This is a genomic window from Streptomyces sp. NBC_00091 (assembly GCF_026343185.1).
Classification (GTDB): Bacteria; Actinomycetota; Actinomycetes; order Streptomycetales; family Streptomycetaceae; genus Streptomyces.
The window spans coordinates 5065511-5082221 of record NZ_JAPEMA010000001.1; the positions used below are offsets into that span (position 1 = coordinate 5065511).

Genomic DNA, 16711 nt, shown 5'->3' on the forward strand with positions numbered 1-16711 from the left:
AAGTCAGCGGGCTGCCGCAGGCCCTGCACTGGCGAACCAGCACTCAGAGCCTCACGCGGTTGACTCACACAGGGTGTCTTCTCACCCGGTGGTCACCTTGCCGAACTCTGAGTCAGCGAATCAGCGAATTGCGGAACCCCTCTTGGTCACGTCGGGCCGCCGCTGCCGGTACTTCGCGGCAGCCCGTGGAGGTCTACGGGTGCGGGCTCCCACCCGGGGCCGGAGCGCCTGCCCGGCGGAGGGTGAAGGAGGCCATCCGCAGGCCCGGGACGGGGGAGAAGTCCGCGCCCCGGGTGAAGCCGTGGCGTTCGTACAGGGTGACCGCCGGGGTGTTGTCCGCGCCGGTGGTCACCCCGACGGGGCGGTCCGGGAACAGCTCCGTCAGCGCGTGGCGCACCAGCAGCGAGCCGATGCCCCGGCGGAACCGGGCCGGGTCCACGCAGAGCCGGTCGATGGACACCCCGTCCTCGGTCTCCTCCCAGGCCAGGAAGCCCGCGACCGCGCCCCCCTCCGCGACCGCCCCCAGCCAGCGCAGCCGCCGCGCCCGCATCCGCTCCAGGCTCTCGCCCAGCGCGGGGATGCCGTCGAAGCCGATCAGCTGCGCCTCCACCGCGTAGGCGGCCCGGCCGACGCGGTGCACGGCGGCCGCGGTCGCGTCGTCGGTCAGGTCCAGCGGGCGGAGGTGCGGTCCCTGCATGGGGGCGGGTCCCTTCGGCGGCTCGGGGCGGAGGGGCCACGCTACCCGCGGGGCGGGGCGGGCCCGGGGGAATTTCCCGCCCCGGTGGCGGCCCCGCCGGCATCCGGTCCCGCCCCGCGCACAACCGTTTAGCGGCGCGGCCACTCCGCTCGGTACGATTCAGGCGCGCAGCGTTCGCTCGCGCACCCCCTGAGTCAGGAGAGACCGGTGTCAGACGTCCGTGTGATCATCCAACGCGATTCCGAGCGGGACGAGCGCGTGGTGGCCACGGGCGCTACGGCGGCGGAGCTCTTCGCCGGCGAGCGCACCATCGTCGCCGCTCGCATCGCCGGTGAGCTGAAGGACCTCTCGTACGAGGTGCGGGACGGCGAGACCGTCGAGCCGGTGGAGATCTCCTCCGAGGACGGCCTGAACATCCTGCGCCACTCGACCGCGCACGTCATGGCGCAGGCCGTGCAGGAGCTCTTCCCCGAGGCCAAGCTGGGCATCGGCCCGCCGGTCCGGGACGGCTTCTACTACGACTTCGACGTCGCGAAGCCCTTCACCCCCGAGGACCTCAAGGTCATCGAGAAGAAGATGCAGGAGATCCAGAAGCGCGGGCAGAAGTTCGCCCGCCGCGTGGTCTCCGACGAGGCGGCCCGCGAGGAGCTCGCCGACGAGCCGTACAAGCTGGAGCTCATCGGCATCAAGGGTTCGGCGTCGACCGACGACGGCGCGAACGTCGAGGTGGGCGGCGGCGAGCTGACCATCTACGACAACCTGGACGCGAAGACCGGCGAGCTGTGCTGGAAGGACCTCTGCCGCGGTCCCCACCTGCCCACCACCCGCAACATCCCGGCGTTCAAGCTGATGCGCAACGCGGCCGCCTACTGGCGCGGCAGCGAGAAGAACCCGATGCTCCAGCGCATCTACGGCACCGCCTGGCCCTCGAAGGAGGAGCTGAAGGCGCACCTCGACTTCCTCGCCGAGGCCGAGAAGCGCGACCACCGCAAGCTCGGCAACGAGCTGGACCTCTTCTCCATCCCGGACGAGATCGGCTCCGGCCTCGCCGTCTTCCACCCGCGCGGCGGCATCATCCGCCGGACCATGGAGGACTACTCGCGCCGCCGGCACGAGGAGGAGGGCTACGAGTTCGTCTACTCCCCGCACGCCACCAAGGGCGCCCTCTTCGAGAAGAGCGGCCACCTGGACTGGTACGCGGAGGGCATGTACCCCCCCATGCAGCTCGACGGTGGTACCGACTACTACCTCAAGCCCATGAACTGCCCGATGCACAACCTGATCTTCGACGCGCGCGGCCGCAGCTACCGCGAGCTTCCTTTGAGGTTGTTTGAATTCGGCACCGTGTACCGGTACGAGAAGTCGGGCGTCGTGCACGGCCTGACCCGCGCTCGGGGCTTCACCCAGGACGACGCGCACATCTACTGCACCCGTGAGCAGATGGCCGAGGAGCTCGACCGCACCCTCACCTTCGTGCTGAACCTGCTGCGCGACTACGGTCTGACCGACTTCTACCTGGAGCTGTCCACCAAGGACCCGGTCAAGTACGTCGGCTCGGACGAGGTCTGGGAGGAGGCCACCGCGGTCCTCCAGCAGGTCGCCGAGAAGCAGGGCCTCCCGCTGACCCCCGACCCGGGCGGCGCGGCCTTCTACGGCCCGAAGATCTCGGTGCAGGCGCGGGACGCCATCGGCCGTACCTGGCAGATGTCGACCGTCCAGCTGGACTTCAACCTGCCGGAGCGTTTCAACCTCGAGTACACCGCGCCGGACGGCTCGCGCCAGCGGCCCGTCATGATCCACCGCGCGCTGTTCGGCTCGATCGAGCGGTTCTTCGCGGTGCTGCTGGAGCACTACGCGGGCGCCATGCCGCCGTGGCTCGCCCCGGTCCAGGCCGTCGGCATCCCGATCGGCGACGGGCACGTGGAGTACCTCCAGGAGTTCGCCGCCGAGGCGAAGAAGATGGGCCTGCGGGTGGAGGTGGACGCCTCTTCCGACCGCATGCAGAAGAAGATCCGCAACCACCAGAAGCTCAAGGTCCCATTCATGATCATCGTCGGTGACGAGGACATGGCCGCGGGCACCGTCTCCTTCCGCTACCGCGACGGTTCGCAGGAGAACGGCATCGCCAAGGACGAGGCGCTTGCCAAGCTGGCCAAGGTCGTCGCCGACCGCGTCCAGGTCTGATCCACGGTCCGGTCCAGGGACCGGATCCACGAGCGGGGCCCCCGGGAAGTGATCACTTTCCGGGGGCCCCACTCGTTCGTCCGGACGAGGTCATATGCTGCGGCTATGACGATTGAGCCGGAACAGCAGAACGGTGTGGGCACGCATGACGGGTTCCAGCGCCTGTGGACCCCTCATCGGATGGCCTACATCCAGGGCGAGAACAAGCCGACCGGCCCCGAGGCCGGGGACGGCTGTCCCTTCTGCGGTATTCCGGAGATGTCGGACCACGACGGCCTGGTCGTGGCGCGGGGCAAGCACGTGTACGCCGTGCTGAATCTGTACCCGTACAACGGCGGCCACCTGATGGTCGTCCCGTACCGGCACGTCGCCGATTACACCGAGCTCGACGGCCTTGAGACGGCCGAGCTGGCGGACCTCACGAAGCGGGCCATGTTGGCGCTGCGCAAGGCGTCCGGGGCGCACGGGTTCAACATCGGCATGAACCAGGGCACGGCGGCCGGTGCCGGCATCGCAGCGCACCTGCACCAGCACATCGTGCCCCGCTGGGGCGGGGACACGAACTTCATGCCGATCGTCGGGCACACGCGCGTCCTGCCCCAGCTGCTCGCGGACACCCGCCAGATGCTCGCCGACGCCTGGCCGAACGACTGATCAGGACGTACGGCTCCCGCGCCGCTCCGCCAGGACGGCCTCGACGTCGAACTCGGTCAGGCCCAGCGGCGGTCCCTGCGGGGGCCGGCGCAGGGCCGCGCCGATCTTCTCGTTGACCACCGCGAGGATCTCCCGGGCCCGGCGCTCGGAGGGGGCCGCCAGGGCGGCCTCCCGGGCGTCCTCGGCCTCCTTGCGCAGCGCGAGCGACGGGGGCAGGGGGGAGAAGCCCTCGCGGTGCAGCTTCCCCTTGATCCACCACAGCTCGTCGTACGGCGCGTCGATCGAGGCCAGGGGCTTGCCGTAGCCCGGCAGCTTCTCGAACTCGCCCCGGTCGGCGGCCTCCCTGATCTGCCGGTCCACGAAGGACTCGACGCTGACGCCGGGCGGCTTGCGCTCGGTCATGGTTGCTCCTCCCCGGGGCGGATGCGACTCCTTCAGCGTACCTACGCGTCGTAGACGTCCGCCTTGCGCGGGGACGGCTCCTGGATGAGGCCGCTCATGATCGAGGAGCGGTTGGTGAAGCGGTCCGTGTCCACGCCGTACTCCTCCAGCACCTTGAAGGTCGCCGCGTGCACCGACCGCAGGACCGGGGCCACGGTGCGCAGGGCGTCGTCCGCCATGAAGCGGTGGCGCCACATGGAGCCCGCCCAGACGTGGCGCAGGCCGAAGGGCTCGGGCAGGACCAGTTTGCCGCCGAAGTACTCCAGGAGCGGCGGGTACCAGGTCAGGGGGGCGCGCGCGGCCAGGCGTACCACCTCCATGGTGTCCACCAGCGGCAGCGGGCGCTCCACGGTCTCCCAGAAGCGGATGGACTTGGGGACCTCGACCACCGGGGGCTTGGACTTGGTGGTGAACAGGCCGTGCACCGGGCCCAGGGCGTGCGCGGTGACGTCCACGCGCAGGGTCTTGTAGAGCACGGTCACGGTGACCAGCATCGTGATGACGAGCTGGCCGTCCCAGAGCGGGTACTGGATGCCGAGGTAGTGCCGGTTGCCGGCGCTGAACTGCTGCTCGTTGCAGATCCGGGTGATCTCGTGCGGTTTGACGAGGAAGGTGTCCACGTTATCGCCGCTCGGCCGGGCCACTTCGGCGGCGCCCTCGCCGACGGGGGTGACGATCCAGTGCTGGATCGAGGCGGGCGGGAAGCCGCCGGTGTGCAGGGGGCCGCGTTCCAGCTTGCGCAGCTGGGTGTCGATCGCGCGTATGACGTCCCAGCTGCGGAAGGGGTGGATCTCGGCGCCGTCGTTCTTCGGGGTCAGTTCCTCGGCCATCTGCCAGCTGCCCCAGCGGGTGCCCATGCCGAGGATGCCCTTGGGGCCGGCGTAGAAGACGGAGTTGCTGCGGTCCTCGGCGGTCAGTTTCGCCAGCTGGTGGCGCAGGTCCTCGCGGGCCTTCTCGTCGGGGTTGCCGGGGACGGCCTCCGGGATCTTGGCGGCGACGGGGGCGCCGCCGCCGAGCAGGCCATCCCAGCGGGAGCGCAGGTCGGCGGCGGTGTTCTCGCAGATCCGGCGGGCCAGGTACCAGCCCAGGACGGGGGCGACGATCGCGCCGAGCAGGTAGAGCTCCAGCAGGCCGCTGTCGGGCTGCCGGTACACCACCCGGTAGAGCAGCACCGCGCCCACGAGGACCACGCCGACCAGCAGCGCGGTGCCGATCCAGGTGCTCTTCTTGCCCTCGCCCTTGGACAGGGTCTTGCGCAGCTGGAAGAGGCCCAGCCACAGCAGCAGGCCGGGCAGGAACAGCACCCCGCTGACCAGCATGATCAGGCGCAGCCTGCGGTCGCGTTCCTTGCGGATCCGGGACGCGGCCAGGCAGTGCTCCACGACGGTCTGCGGGTCGGCGCCGAAGGACTGGATGAGCGGCTTGCGGCCGCCTCCGAGGGTGCGGGCCTCCACGGCGCGGCAGAAGGCCTCGCCCAGGTTGGGTTCGAGGAGGGAGATCTTGGGGGCCTTGACCGAGGCCGGGTGGTTCTCGCTGTTCGCCCCGAGTATGGAGGACAGCTGGGTGTCCTTGCCGCCGTCGCGGTACGCGGCGGAGGCGAGGGCGTTGGTCGCCGCGGTCTGGCCGCCGCCCCCCTGGAGAGGAATCTGTGCTCCGGGCCTGAAGTCGAAACCGTCGTCCGCCACCGCTGCCCCCATCGCCGTGTGCTGTCGTGCCGTGTTGCCGTCGTGCTGTGTAGCCGTCGTGCCGTGTTGCGGTCGTGTCGTGCTGCGCCGTGTCGCGCTCTGTTGTGGTCCGTTGTGCTCCGCGTCGCGGCGAAGAGCCTATCGGCGTCCTCGGCCCCTTGGTCATGGGACAGGGAAATACCGCCCACCGCAAGCGGGTTGGATGGGCGGTAGCCGGACCGCTATGTCAACTGGCTTCCCTTCTCAGCCTGTTCGCGAACCTTGTCCGCGAGATGGGCCGGCATGGGCTCGTGCCGGGCGTAGGCGCGGCTGAACCGGCCCGTGCCGTGGGACACGGAGCGCAGCTCCACGGCGTAGCGGCCGATCTCGATCTCGGGGATCTCGGCGCGCACCCGGGACCGGCCGGGGCCGGCCTGCTCGGTGCCGACGACACGGCCGCGGCGGCCCGCGAGATCGCTCATGACCGGGCCCACGTACTCGTCGGGCACCTCGACGTCGAGTTCGGCGACGGGTTCCAGGAGGTGGATCGGGGTGTCGGCGGCGGCTTCGCGCAGGGCGAGGGCGCCCGCCGTCTGGAAGGCGGCGTCGGAGGAGTCCACCGAGTGCGCCTTGCCGTCGCGCAGGGTGATCCGTACGTCGACCAGCGGATAGCCGGCCGCGATGCCGCGGGCGGCCTGGGCCCGTACGCCCTTCTCCACGGACGGGATGAACTGGCGGGGCACGGCGCCGCCGACCACCTTGTCGACGAACTCGATGCCGCTGCCGGGCGGGAGCGGTTCGACCTCGATCTCGCAGATGGCGAACTGGCCGTGGCCGCCGGACTGTTTGACGTGCCGGCCGCGCCCGGCGGCCTTGGCGCCGAAGGTCTCGCGCAGGCTGACCTTGTGGGGGACGGGGTCGACCTGGACTCCGTAGCGGGTCCGCAGCCGCTCCAGTGCCACGTCCTGGTGGGCCTCGCCCAGGCACCACAGGACGAGCTGGCGGGTGTGCGGGTTCTGCTCCAGCCGCATCGTGGGGTCCTCGGCGACCAGCCGGGCCAGGCCCTGGGAGAGCTTGTCCTCGTCGGCCTTGCTGTGGGCCTCGATGGCGAGGGGGAGCAGCGGCTCGGGCATCGGCCAGGGTTCCATCAGGAGCGGTGCGTCCTTGGCGGAGAGGGTGTCGCCGGTCTCGGCGCGGGTGAGTTTGGCCACGCAGGCGAGGTCGCCCGCGATGCAGGTGCCAAGGGTGCGCTGCTGTTTGCCGAAGGGGGAGGTGAGGGTGCCGATCCGTTCGTCGAGATCGTGGTCCTCGTGCCCCCGGTCGGCCTGGCCGTGGCCGGAGACGTGGACGGTCTCCTCGGGGTGGAGGGTGCCGGAGAAGACGCGGACCAGGGAGACGCGTCCGACGTAGGGGTCGGAGGAGGTCTTGACGACCTCGGCGAGGAGCGGTCCGGCGGGGTCGCAGGTGACGGCGGGGCGGGGGGCTCCGTCGGGGGTGGTGACGGTGAGGGGGGCGCGTTCGGCGGGGGTGGGGAAGCCGCCGGTGACCAGTTCGAGGAGTTCCACGGTGCCCAGGCCCTGGCGGGCGCCGTCGGCGGCGGGGGCGGCCATCAGGACGGGGTGGAAGGTACCCCGGGCCACGGCCCGCTCGAGATCGTCGACGAGGGTCTTGATGTCGATGTCCTCGCCGCCGAGGTAGCGGTCCATGAGGCTCTCGTCCTCGCTCTCGGCGATGATCCCCTCGATGAGGCGGGAGCGGGCGCCGTCGATGAGGGCGAGTTCGGCGGGGTCCGGATCGCGCTCGGTGCGTTCGCCGGAGCCGTAGTCGTAGACGCGCCGGGAGAGCAGGCCCAGCAGGCCGGTGACGGGGGCGTGGCCGTCGGGTCCGGCCGGTCCGTGCAGCGGCAGGTAGAGCGGGATGACGGCGTCCGGGTCCTCGGCGCCGAAGATCTCGCCGCAGACCGCGGTCATCTGGGAGTAGTCGGCGCGGGCAGCCTCCAAATGGGTGACGACGATGGCGCGCGGCATGCCGACGGCCTCGCATTCGTCCCAGACCATCCGGGTGGCTCCGTCGATCCCGTCGGAGGCGGAGACGACGAAGAGGGCCGCGTCCGCGGCGCGCAGACCGGCCCTGAGTTCCCCGACGAAGTCGGCGTATCCGGGGGTGTCCAGGATGTTGATCTTGATTCCGGCCCATTCGACGGGGACCAGGGAGAGCTGGATGGAGCGCTGGCGGCGGTGCTCGATCTCGTCGTAGTCCGAGACCGTGCCCCCGTCCTCGACCCGTCCGGCCCGGTTCACGGCCCCCGCTGTCAGGGCCAGGGCTTCGACCAGTGTGGTCTTCCCGGCGCCGCTGTGGCCGACCAGCACGACGTTCCGTACGGAATCGGGGCGGTCGGCCGTCAGTGCCCTGCCGGCGGCTCCGGCTTGGTGTGATGTGGCTCCCATGGTGCTCGTGCCTCCTGGTGTCGCGGTGAGGAGGGTGATCGGGGTCCTTCGAGCTTTGCACTGCCGTCACACTGCGTCCATACGTCGTACCGGCCATGGTCAGCCGGGCCGGCACGGAGGGAGGCGGGAGGGCGGCGGGAGCGGGGCTGGGAGGGCGGCCGGGAGCCGTGGCGGGGGCGGCCCGGCGATTGCCGGGGGCGAACCGGTGGGTGCGGGGCATTGCGGGCGCGGGGCGCTGGCTACGATGGGCCAGCCGGTGGCCGTTGTGGTCGCGCGGCCCAGCGACCCTCTGGGAAGGCCATGCTGAACAAGTACGCGCGTGCGTTCTTCACGCGTGTTCTCACGCCGTTCGCCGCATTTCTCCTGCGCCGGGGGGTGAGCCCGGATGCCGTCACCCTCATCGGCACCGCCGGAGTGGTGGCCGGCGCGCTGGTCTTCTTCCCCCGGGGCGAGTTCTTCTGGGGCACGATCACCATCACCCTCTTCGTCTTCTCCGACCTGGTGGACGGGAACATGGCCCGCCAGGCCGGGGTCTCCAGCCGGTGGGGCGCGTTCCTCGACTCCACGCTCGACCGGGTGGCCGACGCGGCCATCTTCGGCGGCCTCGCGCTCTGGTACGCGGGCCTGGGCAACGACAACGTGCTGTGCGCGGTGGCGATCTTCTGCCTGGCCAGCGGGCAGGTGGTCTCGTACACCAAGGCCCGCGGCGAGTCGATCGGGCTGCCGGTCGCCGTCAACGGGCTCATCGAGCGCGCCGAGCGCCTGGTGATCTCGCTGGTCGCGGCCGGTCTCTCCGGGCTGCAGACCTTCGGGGTCCCGTCGTGGATCGGGGTGCTGCTGCCCGTGGCGCTGTGGATCGTGGCGGTGGGCTCGCTCGTCACGCTGATCCAGCGGGTGGTCACCGTACGCCGTGAGTCGGCCGAGGCCGACGCGGCGGCCGCCGGCGCCGAGGGCGGTGCCGCCTGATGGCCACGGCGAAGGACAAGTTGGTCGACGGGCTGTACGGGCTCGGCTGGGCGGGCGTGAAGAAGCTCCCCGAGCCGGCGGCGGTGGCCCTCGGCCGCAAGATCGCGGACGTGGCGTGGAAGCGGCGCGGCAAGAGCGTGCTGCGGCTGGAGTCCAACCTGGCCCGGGTGGTGCCGGACGCGAGCCCCGAGCGGCTGCGCGAGCTGTCGCACGCGGGCATGCGTTCGTACATGCGCTACTGGATGGAGTCCTTCCGGCTGCCCGCCATGGACCCGAAACGGTTCGGCGAGGACGTCCGGCTCGAGGACGACCACCTCCTGCGCGAGGCGATCGCCTCCGGGCGCGGGGTCATCGCGGCCCTGCCGCACCTGGCCAACTGGGACCTGGCCGGGGCCTGGGTCACCGGCCACCTGGGCGTTCCCTTCACCACCGTCGCCGAGCGGCTCAAGCCCGAATCCCTCTACGACCGCTTCGTGGCCTACCGGGAGAGCCTGGGCATGGAGGTCCTGCCGCACAACGGCGGCGCCTCCTTCGGCACCCTGGCGCGCCGGCTGCGCTCCGGCGGGCTGATCTGCCTCGTCGCCGACCGGGACCTGTCGGCCTCCGGGGTCGAGGTGGACTTCTTCGGCGCCACGGCCCGGATGCCCGCCGGGCCCGCGCTGCTGGCGCAGCAGACCGGGGCGGTCCTGCTGCCGGTCACCCTGTACTACGGGGACTCCCCGAAGCTGTACGGCCGGTTCCACCCCGAGGTGGAGGTGCCGAAGCAGGGCACGCGGACCGAGAAGACCGCCGCCATGACCCAGGCGGTGGCGGACGCCTTCGCGTCGGGGATCGCCGAGCACCCGGAGGACTGGCACATGCTGCAGCGCTTGTGGCTCGACGACCTGGAGGAGCGCCAGCAGTGAAGATCGGCATCGTGTGCCCGTACTCGTGGGACGTCCCGGGCGGCGTCCAGTTCCACATCCGTGACCTGGCGGAGCACCTGATCCGCCGGGGCCACGAGGTGTCGGTGCTGGCCCCGGCGGACGACGAGACCCCGCTGCCCCCCTACGTGGTCTCGGCGGGACGGGCGGTGCCGGTGCCGTACAACGGGTCGGTGGCCCGGCTGAACTTCGGCTTCCTCTCGGCGGCCCGGGTGCGGCGCTGGCTGCACGACGGGGTGTTCGACGTGATCCACATCCACGAGCCGGCCTCCCCGTCCCTGGGGCTGCTGTCCTGCTGGGCGGCTCAGGGGCCGATCGTGGCGACGTTCCACACCTCCAACCCGCGTTCCCGGGCGATGATCGCCGCGTACCCGATCCTCCAGCCGGCGCTGGAGAAGATCAGCGCCCGGATCGCGGTGAGCGAGTACGCCCGGCGCACGCTGGTGGAACACCTCGGCGGGGACGCCGTGGTCATCCCCAACGGGGTCGACGTGGACTTCTTCGCCAAGGCCGACCCGAACCCGTCCTGGTCCGGCCGGACCCTCGGCTTCATCGGCCGCATCGACGAACCCCGCAAGGGCCTGCCCGTCCTCATGGCGGCCTTCCCCCGCATCGTGGAGGAGTGCCCGGACGTACGGCTCCTCGTGGCGGGCCGCGGCGACGAGGAGGAGGCGGTGGCCTCGCTGCCGGCGGAGCTGCGCTCGCGCGTGGAGTTCCTCGGCATGGTCTCCGACGAGGACAAGGCGCGCCTGCTGCGCAGCGTGGACGTCTACGTCGCCCCCAACACCGGCGGCGAGAGCTTCGGGATCATCCTCGTCGAGGCCCTGTCGGCCGGGGCGGCGGTACTGGCCTCGGACCTCGACGCCTTCGCCCAGGTACTGGACCAGGGCGCCGCGGGGGAGCTGTTCGCCAACGAGGACGCCGGCTCGCTGGCCGCGGCGGCGGTCGCCCTGCTCCGCGACCCGGCCCGGCGCGCGGAGCTGAGCGCCCGCGGCTCGGCGCACGTACGCCGCTTCGACTGGTCGACGGTCGGCGCCGACATCCTGGCCGTCTACGAGACCGTGACCGACGGCGCGGCCGCCGTCGCCACCGACGAGCGCGTCCCCCTCCGCACCCGCCTCGGCTTCTCGCGGGACACCCACTAGCGGGTAGTGTCGCCGCCCGTGATCGAAAACCTTGTCTGGATCGCGGTGGCGCTGGCCGTCGTCGGGGTCTACCTCAGCTGGACCGCGGGGCGGCTGGACCGGCTCCACACCCGGATGGACGCCGCCCGGGCCGCCCTCGACGCGCAGCTCGTACGGCGGGCCTCGGTGGTGCTGGAGGTGGCCACCTCCGGGGTGCTGGACCCGGCCTCCTCCCTCGTGCTGTACGAGGCCGCGCACGCGGCGCGGCAGGCCGAGGAGGAGCACCGCGAGGTCGCCGAGAGCGAGCTCAGCCAGGCGCTGCGCGCGGTGTTCGCCGACGCGGACCAGGTCGAGGTGCTGAAGGCGGCCCCGGGCGGCGAGGAGGCCGCCGAGGAGCTGGCCGCGGCGGTGCGCCGGGTGCCCATGGCGCGGCGGTTCCTCAACGACGCCGTACGGGCCGCCCGCGCGTTGCGCCGCCATCGCAAGGTCCGCTGGTTCAGACTGGCCGGACATGCGCCCTTCCCGCTCGCCTTCGAAATGGACGACGAGCCTCCGGCGGACCTCGCCGACCGCCCCGCCTAGGGCCGCGGGGGACAAGTGAAAGAGCCACTGGCTCCACATTGGCCCTTGTAGTGGACTGGTCGGTGGGGTTTTCTCAGCCGAGTAGTAGCCCGTCTTCCCTTCGAGTGAGGTCAACCCGTGAGCACGCTTCCCACCTCTTCCCAGTCCGCTGAGTCGGCCATCGGCACCTCCCGCGTCAAGCGCGGCATGGCCGAGCAGCTCAAGGGCGGCGTGATCATGGACGTGGTCAACGCCGAGCAGGCGAAGATCGCCGAGGACGCCGGCGCCGTGGCCGTCATGGCCCTGGAGCGGGTCCCCGCCGACATCCGCAAGGACGGCGGCGTGGCCCGCATGTCCGACCCCAACATGATCGAAGAGATCATCGAGGCCGTCTCGATCCCGGTCATGGCCAAGTCCCGCATCGGCCACTTCGTCGAGGCCCAGGTCCTGCAGTCCCTCGGTGTCGACTACATCGACGAGTCCGAGGTCCTGACCCCGGCCGACGAGGTCAACCACTCCGACAAGTGGGCCTTCACCACCCCCTTCGTCTGTGGCGCCACCAACCTGGGCGAGGCCCTGCGCCGCATCGCCGAGGGCGCGGCCATGATCCGTTCTAAGGGCGAGGCCGGCACCGGCAACGTCGTCGAGGCCGTCCGCCACCTGCGCCAGATCAAGAACGAGATCGCCAAGCTGCGCGGCTTCGACAACAACGAGCTGTACGCCGCCGCCAAGGAGCTGCGCGCCCCGTACGAGCTCGTCAAGGAGGTCGCCGAGCTCGGCAAGCTCCCGGTCGTGCTGTTCTCCGCCGGTGGCGTCGCCACCCCGGCCGACGCCGCCCTGATGCGCCAGCTCGGCGCCGAGGGCGTCTTCGTCGGCTCCGGCATCTTCAAGTCGGGCGACCCGGCCAAGCGCGCCGCCGCCATCGTGAAGGCCACCACGTTCTACGACGACCCGAAGATCATCGCGGACGCGTCCCGCAACCTGGGCGAGGCCATGGTCGGCATCAACTGCGACACCCTCCCCGAGGCCGAGCGCTACGCCAACCGCGGCTGGTAACCACCTCATGACGAACACACCCGTGATCGGTGTCCTGGCCCTCCAGGGCGACGTACGGGAGCACCTGATCGCCCTGGCATCGGCTGACGCCGTGGCCAGGCCGGTCCGGCGTCCCGAGGAGCTCGCCGAGGTCGACGCCCTGGTGATCCCCGGCGGCGAGTCCACGACCATGTCCAAGCTCGCCGTGCTCTTCGGCATGCTCGAGCCGCTGCGCGAGCGCGTGCGCGCCGGCATGCCGGTCTACGGCACCTGCGCCGGCATGATCATGCTCGCCGACAAGCTGCTGGACGGCCGTGACGACCAGGAGACGCTCGGCGGCATCGACATGATCGTGCGCCGCAACGCCTTCGGCCGCCAGAACGAGTCCTTCGAGGCGCAGGTCGACTTCTCGGGCATAGCGGGCGGTCCCGTCGAGGGCGTCTTCATCCGCGCCCCGTGGGTCGAGTCGGTCGGCGCCGCCGCCGAAGTGCTCGCCACGTACGACGGCCACACGGTCGCCGTGCGCCAGGGCAACGTCCTCGCCACCTCGTTCCACCCCGAACTGACCGGGGACGACCGCGTCCACGCGTACTTCGTCGACATGGTGCGCGCGGGGCTGTAACGGCGTCCCGGTAGGATCTGAGGCGAACATTGTTGGTGACGCGAAGGAGACAGGCAGATGTCCGGCCACTCTAAATGGGCTACGACGAAGCACAAGAAGGCCGTGGTTGACGCCAAGCGCGGCAAGCTCTTCGCGAAGCTGATCAAGAACATCGAGGTCGCGGCCCGTATGGGCGGCGCCGACGTCGATGGCAACCCGACCCTCTTCGACGCCATCCAGAAGGCCAAGAAGAGCTCGGTACCGAACAAGAACATCGACTCCGCGGTCAAGCGCGGCGGCGGCCTCGAGGCCGGCGGCGCCGACTACGAGACGATCATGTACGAAGGCTACGGACCGAACGGTGTCGCGGTGCTCATCGAGTGCCTCACCGACAACCGCAACCGTGCCGCGTCCGACGTGCGCGTCGCCATGACCCGCAACGGCGGTTCGATGGCCGACCCGGGCTCGGTCTCGTACCTGTTCAACCGCAAGGGCGTTGTCCTGCTGCCCAAGGGCGAGCTCTCCGAGGACGACGTCCTGGAGACGGTGCTCGAGGCCGGTGCCGAGGAGGTCAACGACCTCGGCGACAGCTTCGAGATCATCAGCGAGGCCACCGACATGGTCGCGGTCCGCACCGCGCTCCAGGAGGCGGGCATCGACTACGACTCGGCCGACTCCAACTTCCTGCCGACCATGCAGGTCGAGCTGGACGAAGAGGGCGCGCGCAAGATCTTCAAGCTGATCGACGCGCTGGAGGACAGCGACGACGTGCAGAACGTCTTCGCCAACTTCGACGTGTCGGACGAGGTCATGGAGAAGGTCGACGCCTGATTGGCGTTCGCACTCTCTCTCTTCGGCGGGCCGACAGGACACACCTGTCGGCCCGCCGCTTTGTCAGTGCCACCCGATAGCCTGCGCGGACAGGCAATCGAAAGGCAGGGGGGCAGGTGCGCGTACTCGGCGTGGACCCAGGGCTGACCAGGTGCGGTGTCGGCGTGGTCGAGGGAGTCGCCGGGCGGCCCCTGACCATGATCGGCGTCGGGGTCGTCCGGACTCCGGCCGAGGCCGAGCTGGGGGACCGGCTCGTCGCCATCGAGGCCGGCATCGAGGAGTGGCTCGACGCGCACCGGCCCGAGGTCGTCGCCGTGGAGCGCGTCTTCAGCCAGCACAACGTCCGCACCGTCATGGGCACCGCCCAGGCCAGCGCCGTCGCCATGCTGTGCGCCGCGCGCCGCGGCATACCGGTGGCCCTGCACACCCCCAGTGAGGTCAAGGCCGCCGTCACCGGCAGCGGCCGCGCCGACAAGGCGCAGGTCGGAGCGATGGTGACCCGGCTGCTGCGGCTCGCCGAACCGCCCAGGCCGGCCGACGCCGCGGACGCCCTCGCCCTCGCCATCTGCCACATCTGGCGGGCCCCCGCCCAAAGCCGCCTCCAGCAGGCGGTCGCCCAGCACGCCACCGCCCTGAAAGGCCGTACCCGATGATCGCCTTCGTGAGCGGCCCGGTCGCCGCGCTCGCCCCCACCCTGGCCGTGATCGAGGTCGGCGGTGTGGGGATGGCCGTCCAGTGCACGCCGAACACCATCGCCGGCCTGCGGATCGGGGAACAGGCCCGGCTGGCGACCTCGCTGGTCGTACGGGAGGACTCGCTCACCCTGTACGGCTTCGCGGACGACGACGAACGCCAGGTCTTCGAGCTGCTCCAGACCGCCAGCGGGGTCGGGCCGCGCGTGGCCCAGGCGATGCTCGGGGTGCACAGCCCGGACGCGCTGCGGCTGGCCATCTCCACCGGCGACGCGAAGGCGCTGACGGCGGTGCCCGGCATCGGCCCGAAGGGCGCCCAGAAGCTGCTGCTGGAGCTCAAGGGCAAGCTGGGCGCCCCCCTGGGGGCCGGCGGGCTCGTCGGCGCGCAGCGGGCGGTCTCCGCCGGGCCCGCGCCCTGGACGGAGCAGCTCCAGGCGGCGCTCATCGGGCTCGGCTACGCCGCCCGGGAGGCCGACGAGGCGGTCTCCGCCGTGACCCCGCAGGCCGAGGCGGCCATCGCCGCCGGAGGCTCCGCCCCCGTGCCCCAGCTGTTGCGCGCCGCCCTCCAGTCCCTGAACCGCGCCCGCTGAGCTGTTGCCCCGACGGGCGGGACCGGCGCCCTGGTGCCCGCCGCGCGGGGACGCCGCGGGGCGGGGCACCCGAGAGACGACCGGAACGAGCGAGAAGGCAGACTGACACCGTGAACTGGGACGACGACACCGAGAACGCCGAGCCGGACCGGCTGGTCGCGGCCGCGGCCGACGGCGAGGACACCGCCGTCGAGGCGGCCCTGCGCCCGAAGGACCTCGGCGAGTTCGTCGGCCAGGAGAAGGTCCGCCAGCAGCTGGACCTCGTCCTGAAGGCCGCCCGCCAGCGCGGCGCCACCGCCGACCACGTGCTGCTGTCCGGCGCGCCCGGCCTCGGCAAGACCACCCTCTCCATGATCATCGCCGCCGAGATGGGCGCGCCGATCCGGATCACCTCCGGCCCCGCCATCCAGCACGCCGGAGACCTCGCCGCGATCCTCTCCTCCCTCCAGGAGGGCGAGGTCCTCTTCCTCGACGAGATCCACCGCATGTCCCGGCCCGCCGAGGAGATGCTGTACATGGCCATGGAGGACTTCCGCGTCGACGTGATCGTCGGCAAGGGGCCCGGAGCCACCGCCATCCCCCTGGAGCTGCCGCCGTTCACCCTCGTCGGGGCGACGACCCGCGCCGGCCTGCTGCCCCCGCCGCTGCGGGACCGCTTCGGCTTCACCGGGCACATGGAGTTCTACGCCCCCGAGGAGCTGGAACGCGTCATTCACCGATCCGCCCGCCTCCTCGACGTGGAGATCGACACCGCCGGCGCAGCCGAGATCGCCGGCCGCTCCCGGGGCACCCCGCGCATCGCCAACCGGCTGCTGCGCCGGGTGCGCGACTACGCCCAGGTGAGGGCCGACGGGGTGATCACCCGTGAGGTGGCCGGCACCGCCCTCCAGGTGTACGAGGTGGACGCGCGCGGGCTCGACCGGCTGGACCGGGGCGTGCTGGAGGCCCTGCTCAAGCTGTTCGGCGGCGGCCCCGTCGGGCTGTCCACCCTCGCCGTGGCCGTCGGCGAGGAGCGGGAGACCGTCGAGGAGGTCGCCGAGCCCTTCCTGGTACGGGAGGGTCTGCTCGCCCGCACCCCCCGCGGGCGGGTCGCGACCCCCGCCGCATGGGCTCACCTGGGGCTCGTCCCGCCGCAGCAGTCCGGCAGTGGATCAAGCGGACAACAGGGCCTGTTCGGGGCCTGACGGCGCGGAGGTTAGACCGGTCAGGAACTGCGGTGCCATGCTGGGCGTTGTTCCATCCGTGCGGACTCGCCTAGACTCCGCCGATGCCGACCCTTCGGGTCGGCGTGCCCACCCCCG

General features: G+C 71.4%; 16 protein-coding genes. 12 read left to right on the forward strand and 4 right to left on the reverse strand.

Translation table 11 applies throughout. The features are described from left to right. Nucleotides 1-193 precede the first annotated feature (193 nt). Complete coding sequence (locus tag OOK34_RS23415) at nt 194-697, reverse strand: GNAT family N-acetyltransferase (RefSeq protein ID WP_267035810.1); 504 nt, start codon at nt 695-697, stop codon at nt 194-196. A 207-nt stretch (nt 698-904) separates the two neighbouring features. Here OOK34_RS23415 and thrS point away from each other — a divergent pair, with 207 nt between their 5' ends. Both thrS and OOK34_RS23425 read left to right on the forward strand, forming a co-directional pair. Continuing rightward, entirely contained in the window at nt 905-2881 is a 1977-nt protein-coding gene (gene thrS, locus OOK34_RS23420; protein WP_267035811.1) for a threonine--tRNA ligase, read from the forward strand. Nucleotides 2882-2986: 105 nt separating this feature from the next. Beyond that, complete coding sequence (locus OOK34_RS23425; protein ID WP_267035812.1) at nt 2987-3535, forward strand: HIT domain-containing protein; 549 nt, start codon at nt 2987-2989, stop codon at nt 3533-3535. Here OOK34_RS23425 and OOK34_RS23430 read toward each other — a convergent pair whose 3' ends face one another. The 3 genes from OOK34_RS23430 to OOK34_RS23440 all read right to left on the reverse strand — a co-directional run bounded on the left by OOK34_RS23430 (nt 3536) and on the right by OOK34_RS23440 (nt 8087). Continuing rightward, entirely contained in the window at nt 3536-3937 is a 402-nt protein-coding gene (locus OOK34_RS23430) for a DUF1992 domain-containing protein (RefSeq protein WP_267035813.1), read from the reverse strand. A gap of 41 nt (nt 3938-3978) precedes the next feature. Then, nucleotides 3979-5661 carry a hypothetical protein gene (locus OOK34_RS23435; protein ID WP_267035814.1) on the reverse strand — a complete coding sequence of 561 codons (1683 nt, stop codon included), beginning with the start codon at nt 5659-5661 and terminating at the stop codon, nt 3979-3981. Between the two features lie 221 nt (nt 5662-5882). Continuing rightward, nucleotides 5883-8087 carry an elongation factor G-like protein EF-G2 gene (locus OOK34_RS23440; RefSeq protein WP_267035815.1) on the reverse strand — a complete coding sequence of 735 codons (2205 nt, stop codon included), beginning with the start codon at nt 8085-8087 and terminating at the stop codon, nt 5883-5885. A gap of 300 nt (nt 8088-8387) precedes the next feature. Between OOK34_RS23440 and pgsA the strand changes: the two genes are divergently transcribed. The 10 genes from pgsA (at nt 8388) to ruvB (ending at nt 16594) form a co-directional block, all read left to right on the forward strand. Beyond that, entirely contained in the window at nt 8388-9053 is a 666-nt protein-coding gene (gene pgsA / locus OOK34_RS23445) for a phosphatidylinositol phosphate synthase (protein WP_267035816.1), read from the forward strand. After that, on the forward strand, nt 9053-9958 hold the full coding sequence (locus tag OOK34_RS23450) for a phosphatidylinositol mannoside acyltransferase (protein ID WP_267035817.1): 906 nt from the start codon (nt 9053-9055) through the stop codon (nt 9956-9958). The genes pgsA and OOK34_RS23450 overlap by 1 nt, the downstream gene beginning before the upstream one ends. Next, nucleotides 9955-11121, forward strand: a complete 1167-nt coding sequence (locus OOK34_RS23455; protein WP_267035818.1) for a glycosyltransferase family 4 protein — start codon at nt 9955-9957, stop codon at nt 11119-11121. The genes OOK34_RS23450 and OOK34_RS23455 overlap by 4 nt, the downstream gene beginning before the upstream one ends. Before the next feature lie 18 nt (nt 11122-11139). Beyond that, nucleotides 11140-11682 (forward strand): hypothetical protein, encoded by a 543-nt coding sequence (locus tag OOK34_RS23460; RefSeq protein ID WP_267035819.1) that lies wholly within the window; start codon nt 11140-11142, stop codon nt 11680-11682. A gap of 117 nt (nt 11683-11799) precedes the next feature. Beyond that, complete coding sequence (gene pdxS / locus OOK34_RS23465) at nt 11800-12717, forward strand: pyridoxal 5'-phosphate synthase lyase subunit PdxS (protein ID WP_323183454.1); 918 nt, start codon at nt 11800-11802, stop codon at nt 12715-12717. 7 nt (nt 12718-12724) lie between these two features. Continuing rightward, complete coding sequence (pdxT, locus tag OOK34_RS23470; RefSeq protein ID WP_267035820.1) at nt 12725-13318, forward strand: pyridoxal 5'-phosphate synthase glutaminase subunit PdxT; 594 nt, start codon at nt 12725-12727, stop codon at nt 13316-13318. Between the two features lie 57 nt (nt 13319-13375). Then, a complete protein-coding gene (locus OOK34_RS23475; RefSeq protein ID WP_267035821.1) occupies nt 13376-14128 on the forward strand; it encodes a YebC/PmpR family DNA-binding transcriptional regulator in 753 nt (250 codons plus the stop codon). Nucleotides 14129-14244: 116 nt separating this feature from the next. Continuing rightward, entirely contained in the window at nt 14245-14781 is a 537-nt protein-coding gene (gene ruvC / locus OOK34_RS23480; RefSeq protein WP_267035822.1) for a crossover junction endodeoxyribonuclease RuvC, read from the forward strand. Then, nucleotides 14778-15410 carry a Holliday junction branch migration protein RuvA gene (ruvA, locus tag OOK34_RS23485; protein ID WP_267035823.1) on the forward strand — a complete coding sequence of 211 codons (633 nt, stop codon included), beginning with the start codon at nt 14778-14780 and terminating at the stop codon, nt 15408-15410. The genes ruvC and ruvA overlap by 4 nt, the downstream gene beginning before the upstream one ends. A gap of 110 nt (nt 15411-15520) precedes the next feature. Then, nucleotides 15521-16594 carry a Holliday junction branch migration DNA helicase RuvB gene (ruvB, locus tag OOK34_RS23490; protein ID WP_267035824.1) on the forward strand — a complete coding sequence of 358 codons (1074 nt, stop codon included), beginning with the start codon at nt 15521-15523 and terminating at the stop codon, nt 16592-16594. Nucleotides 16595-16711 lie beyond the last annotated feature (117 nt).

Coding starts and splice junctions, on each gene's coding strand:
- OOK34_RS23415 (WP_267035810.1), bottom strand. CDS start 697: ATGCAGGGACCGCACCTCCGCCCGCTGGACCTGACCGACGACGCGACC.
- OOK34_RS23425 (WP_267035812.1), top strand. CDS start 2,987: ATGACGATTGAGCCGGAACAGCAGAACGGTGTGGGCACGCATGACGGG.
- OOK34_RS23430 (WP_267035813.1), bottom strand. CDS start 3,937: ATGACCGAGCGCAAGCCGCCCGGCGTCAGCGTCGAGTCCTTCGTGGAC.
- OOK34_RS23440 (WP_267035815.1), bottom strand. CDS start 8,087: ATGGGAGCCACATCACACCAAGCCGGAGCCGCCGGCAGGGCACTGACG.
- pgsA (WP_267035816.1), top strand. CDS start 8,388: ATGCTGAACAAGTACGCGCGTGCGTTCTTCACGCGTGTTCTCACGCCG.
- OOK34_RS23450 (WP_267035817.1), top strand. CDS start 9,053: ATGGCCACGGCGAAGGACAAGTTGGTCGACGGGCTGTACGGGCTCGGC.
- pdxT (WP_267035820.1), top strand. CDS start 12,725: ATGACGAACACACCCGTGATCGGTGTCCTGGCCCTCCAGGGCGACGTA.
- OOK34_RS23475 (WP_267035821.1), top strand. CDS start 13,376: ATGTCCGGCCACTCTAAATGGGCTACGACGAAGCACAAGAAGGCCGTG.
- ruvA (WP_267035823.1), top strand. CDS start 14,778: ATGATCGCCTTCGTGAGCGGCCCGGTCGCCGCGCTCGCCCCCACCCTG.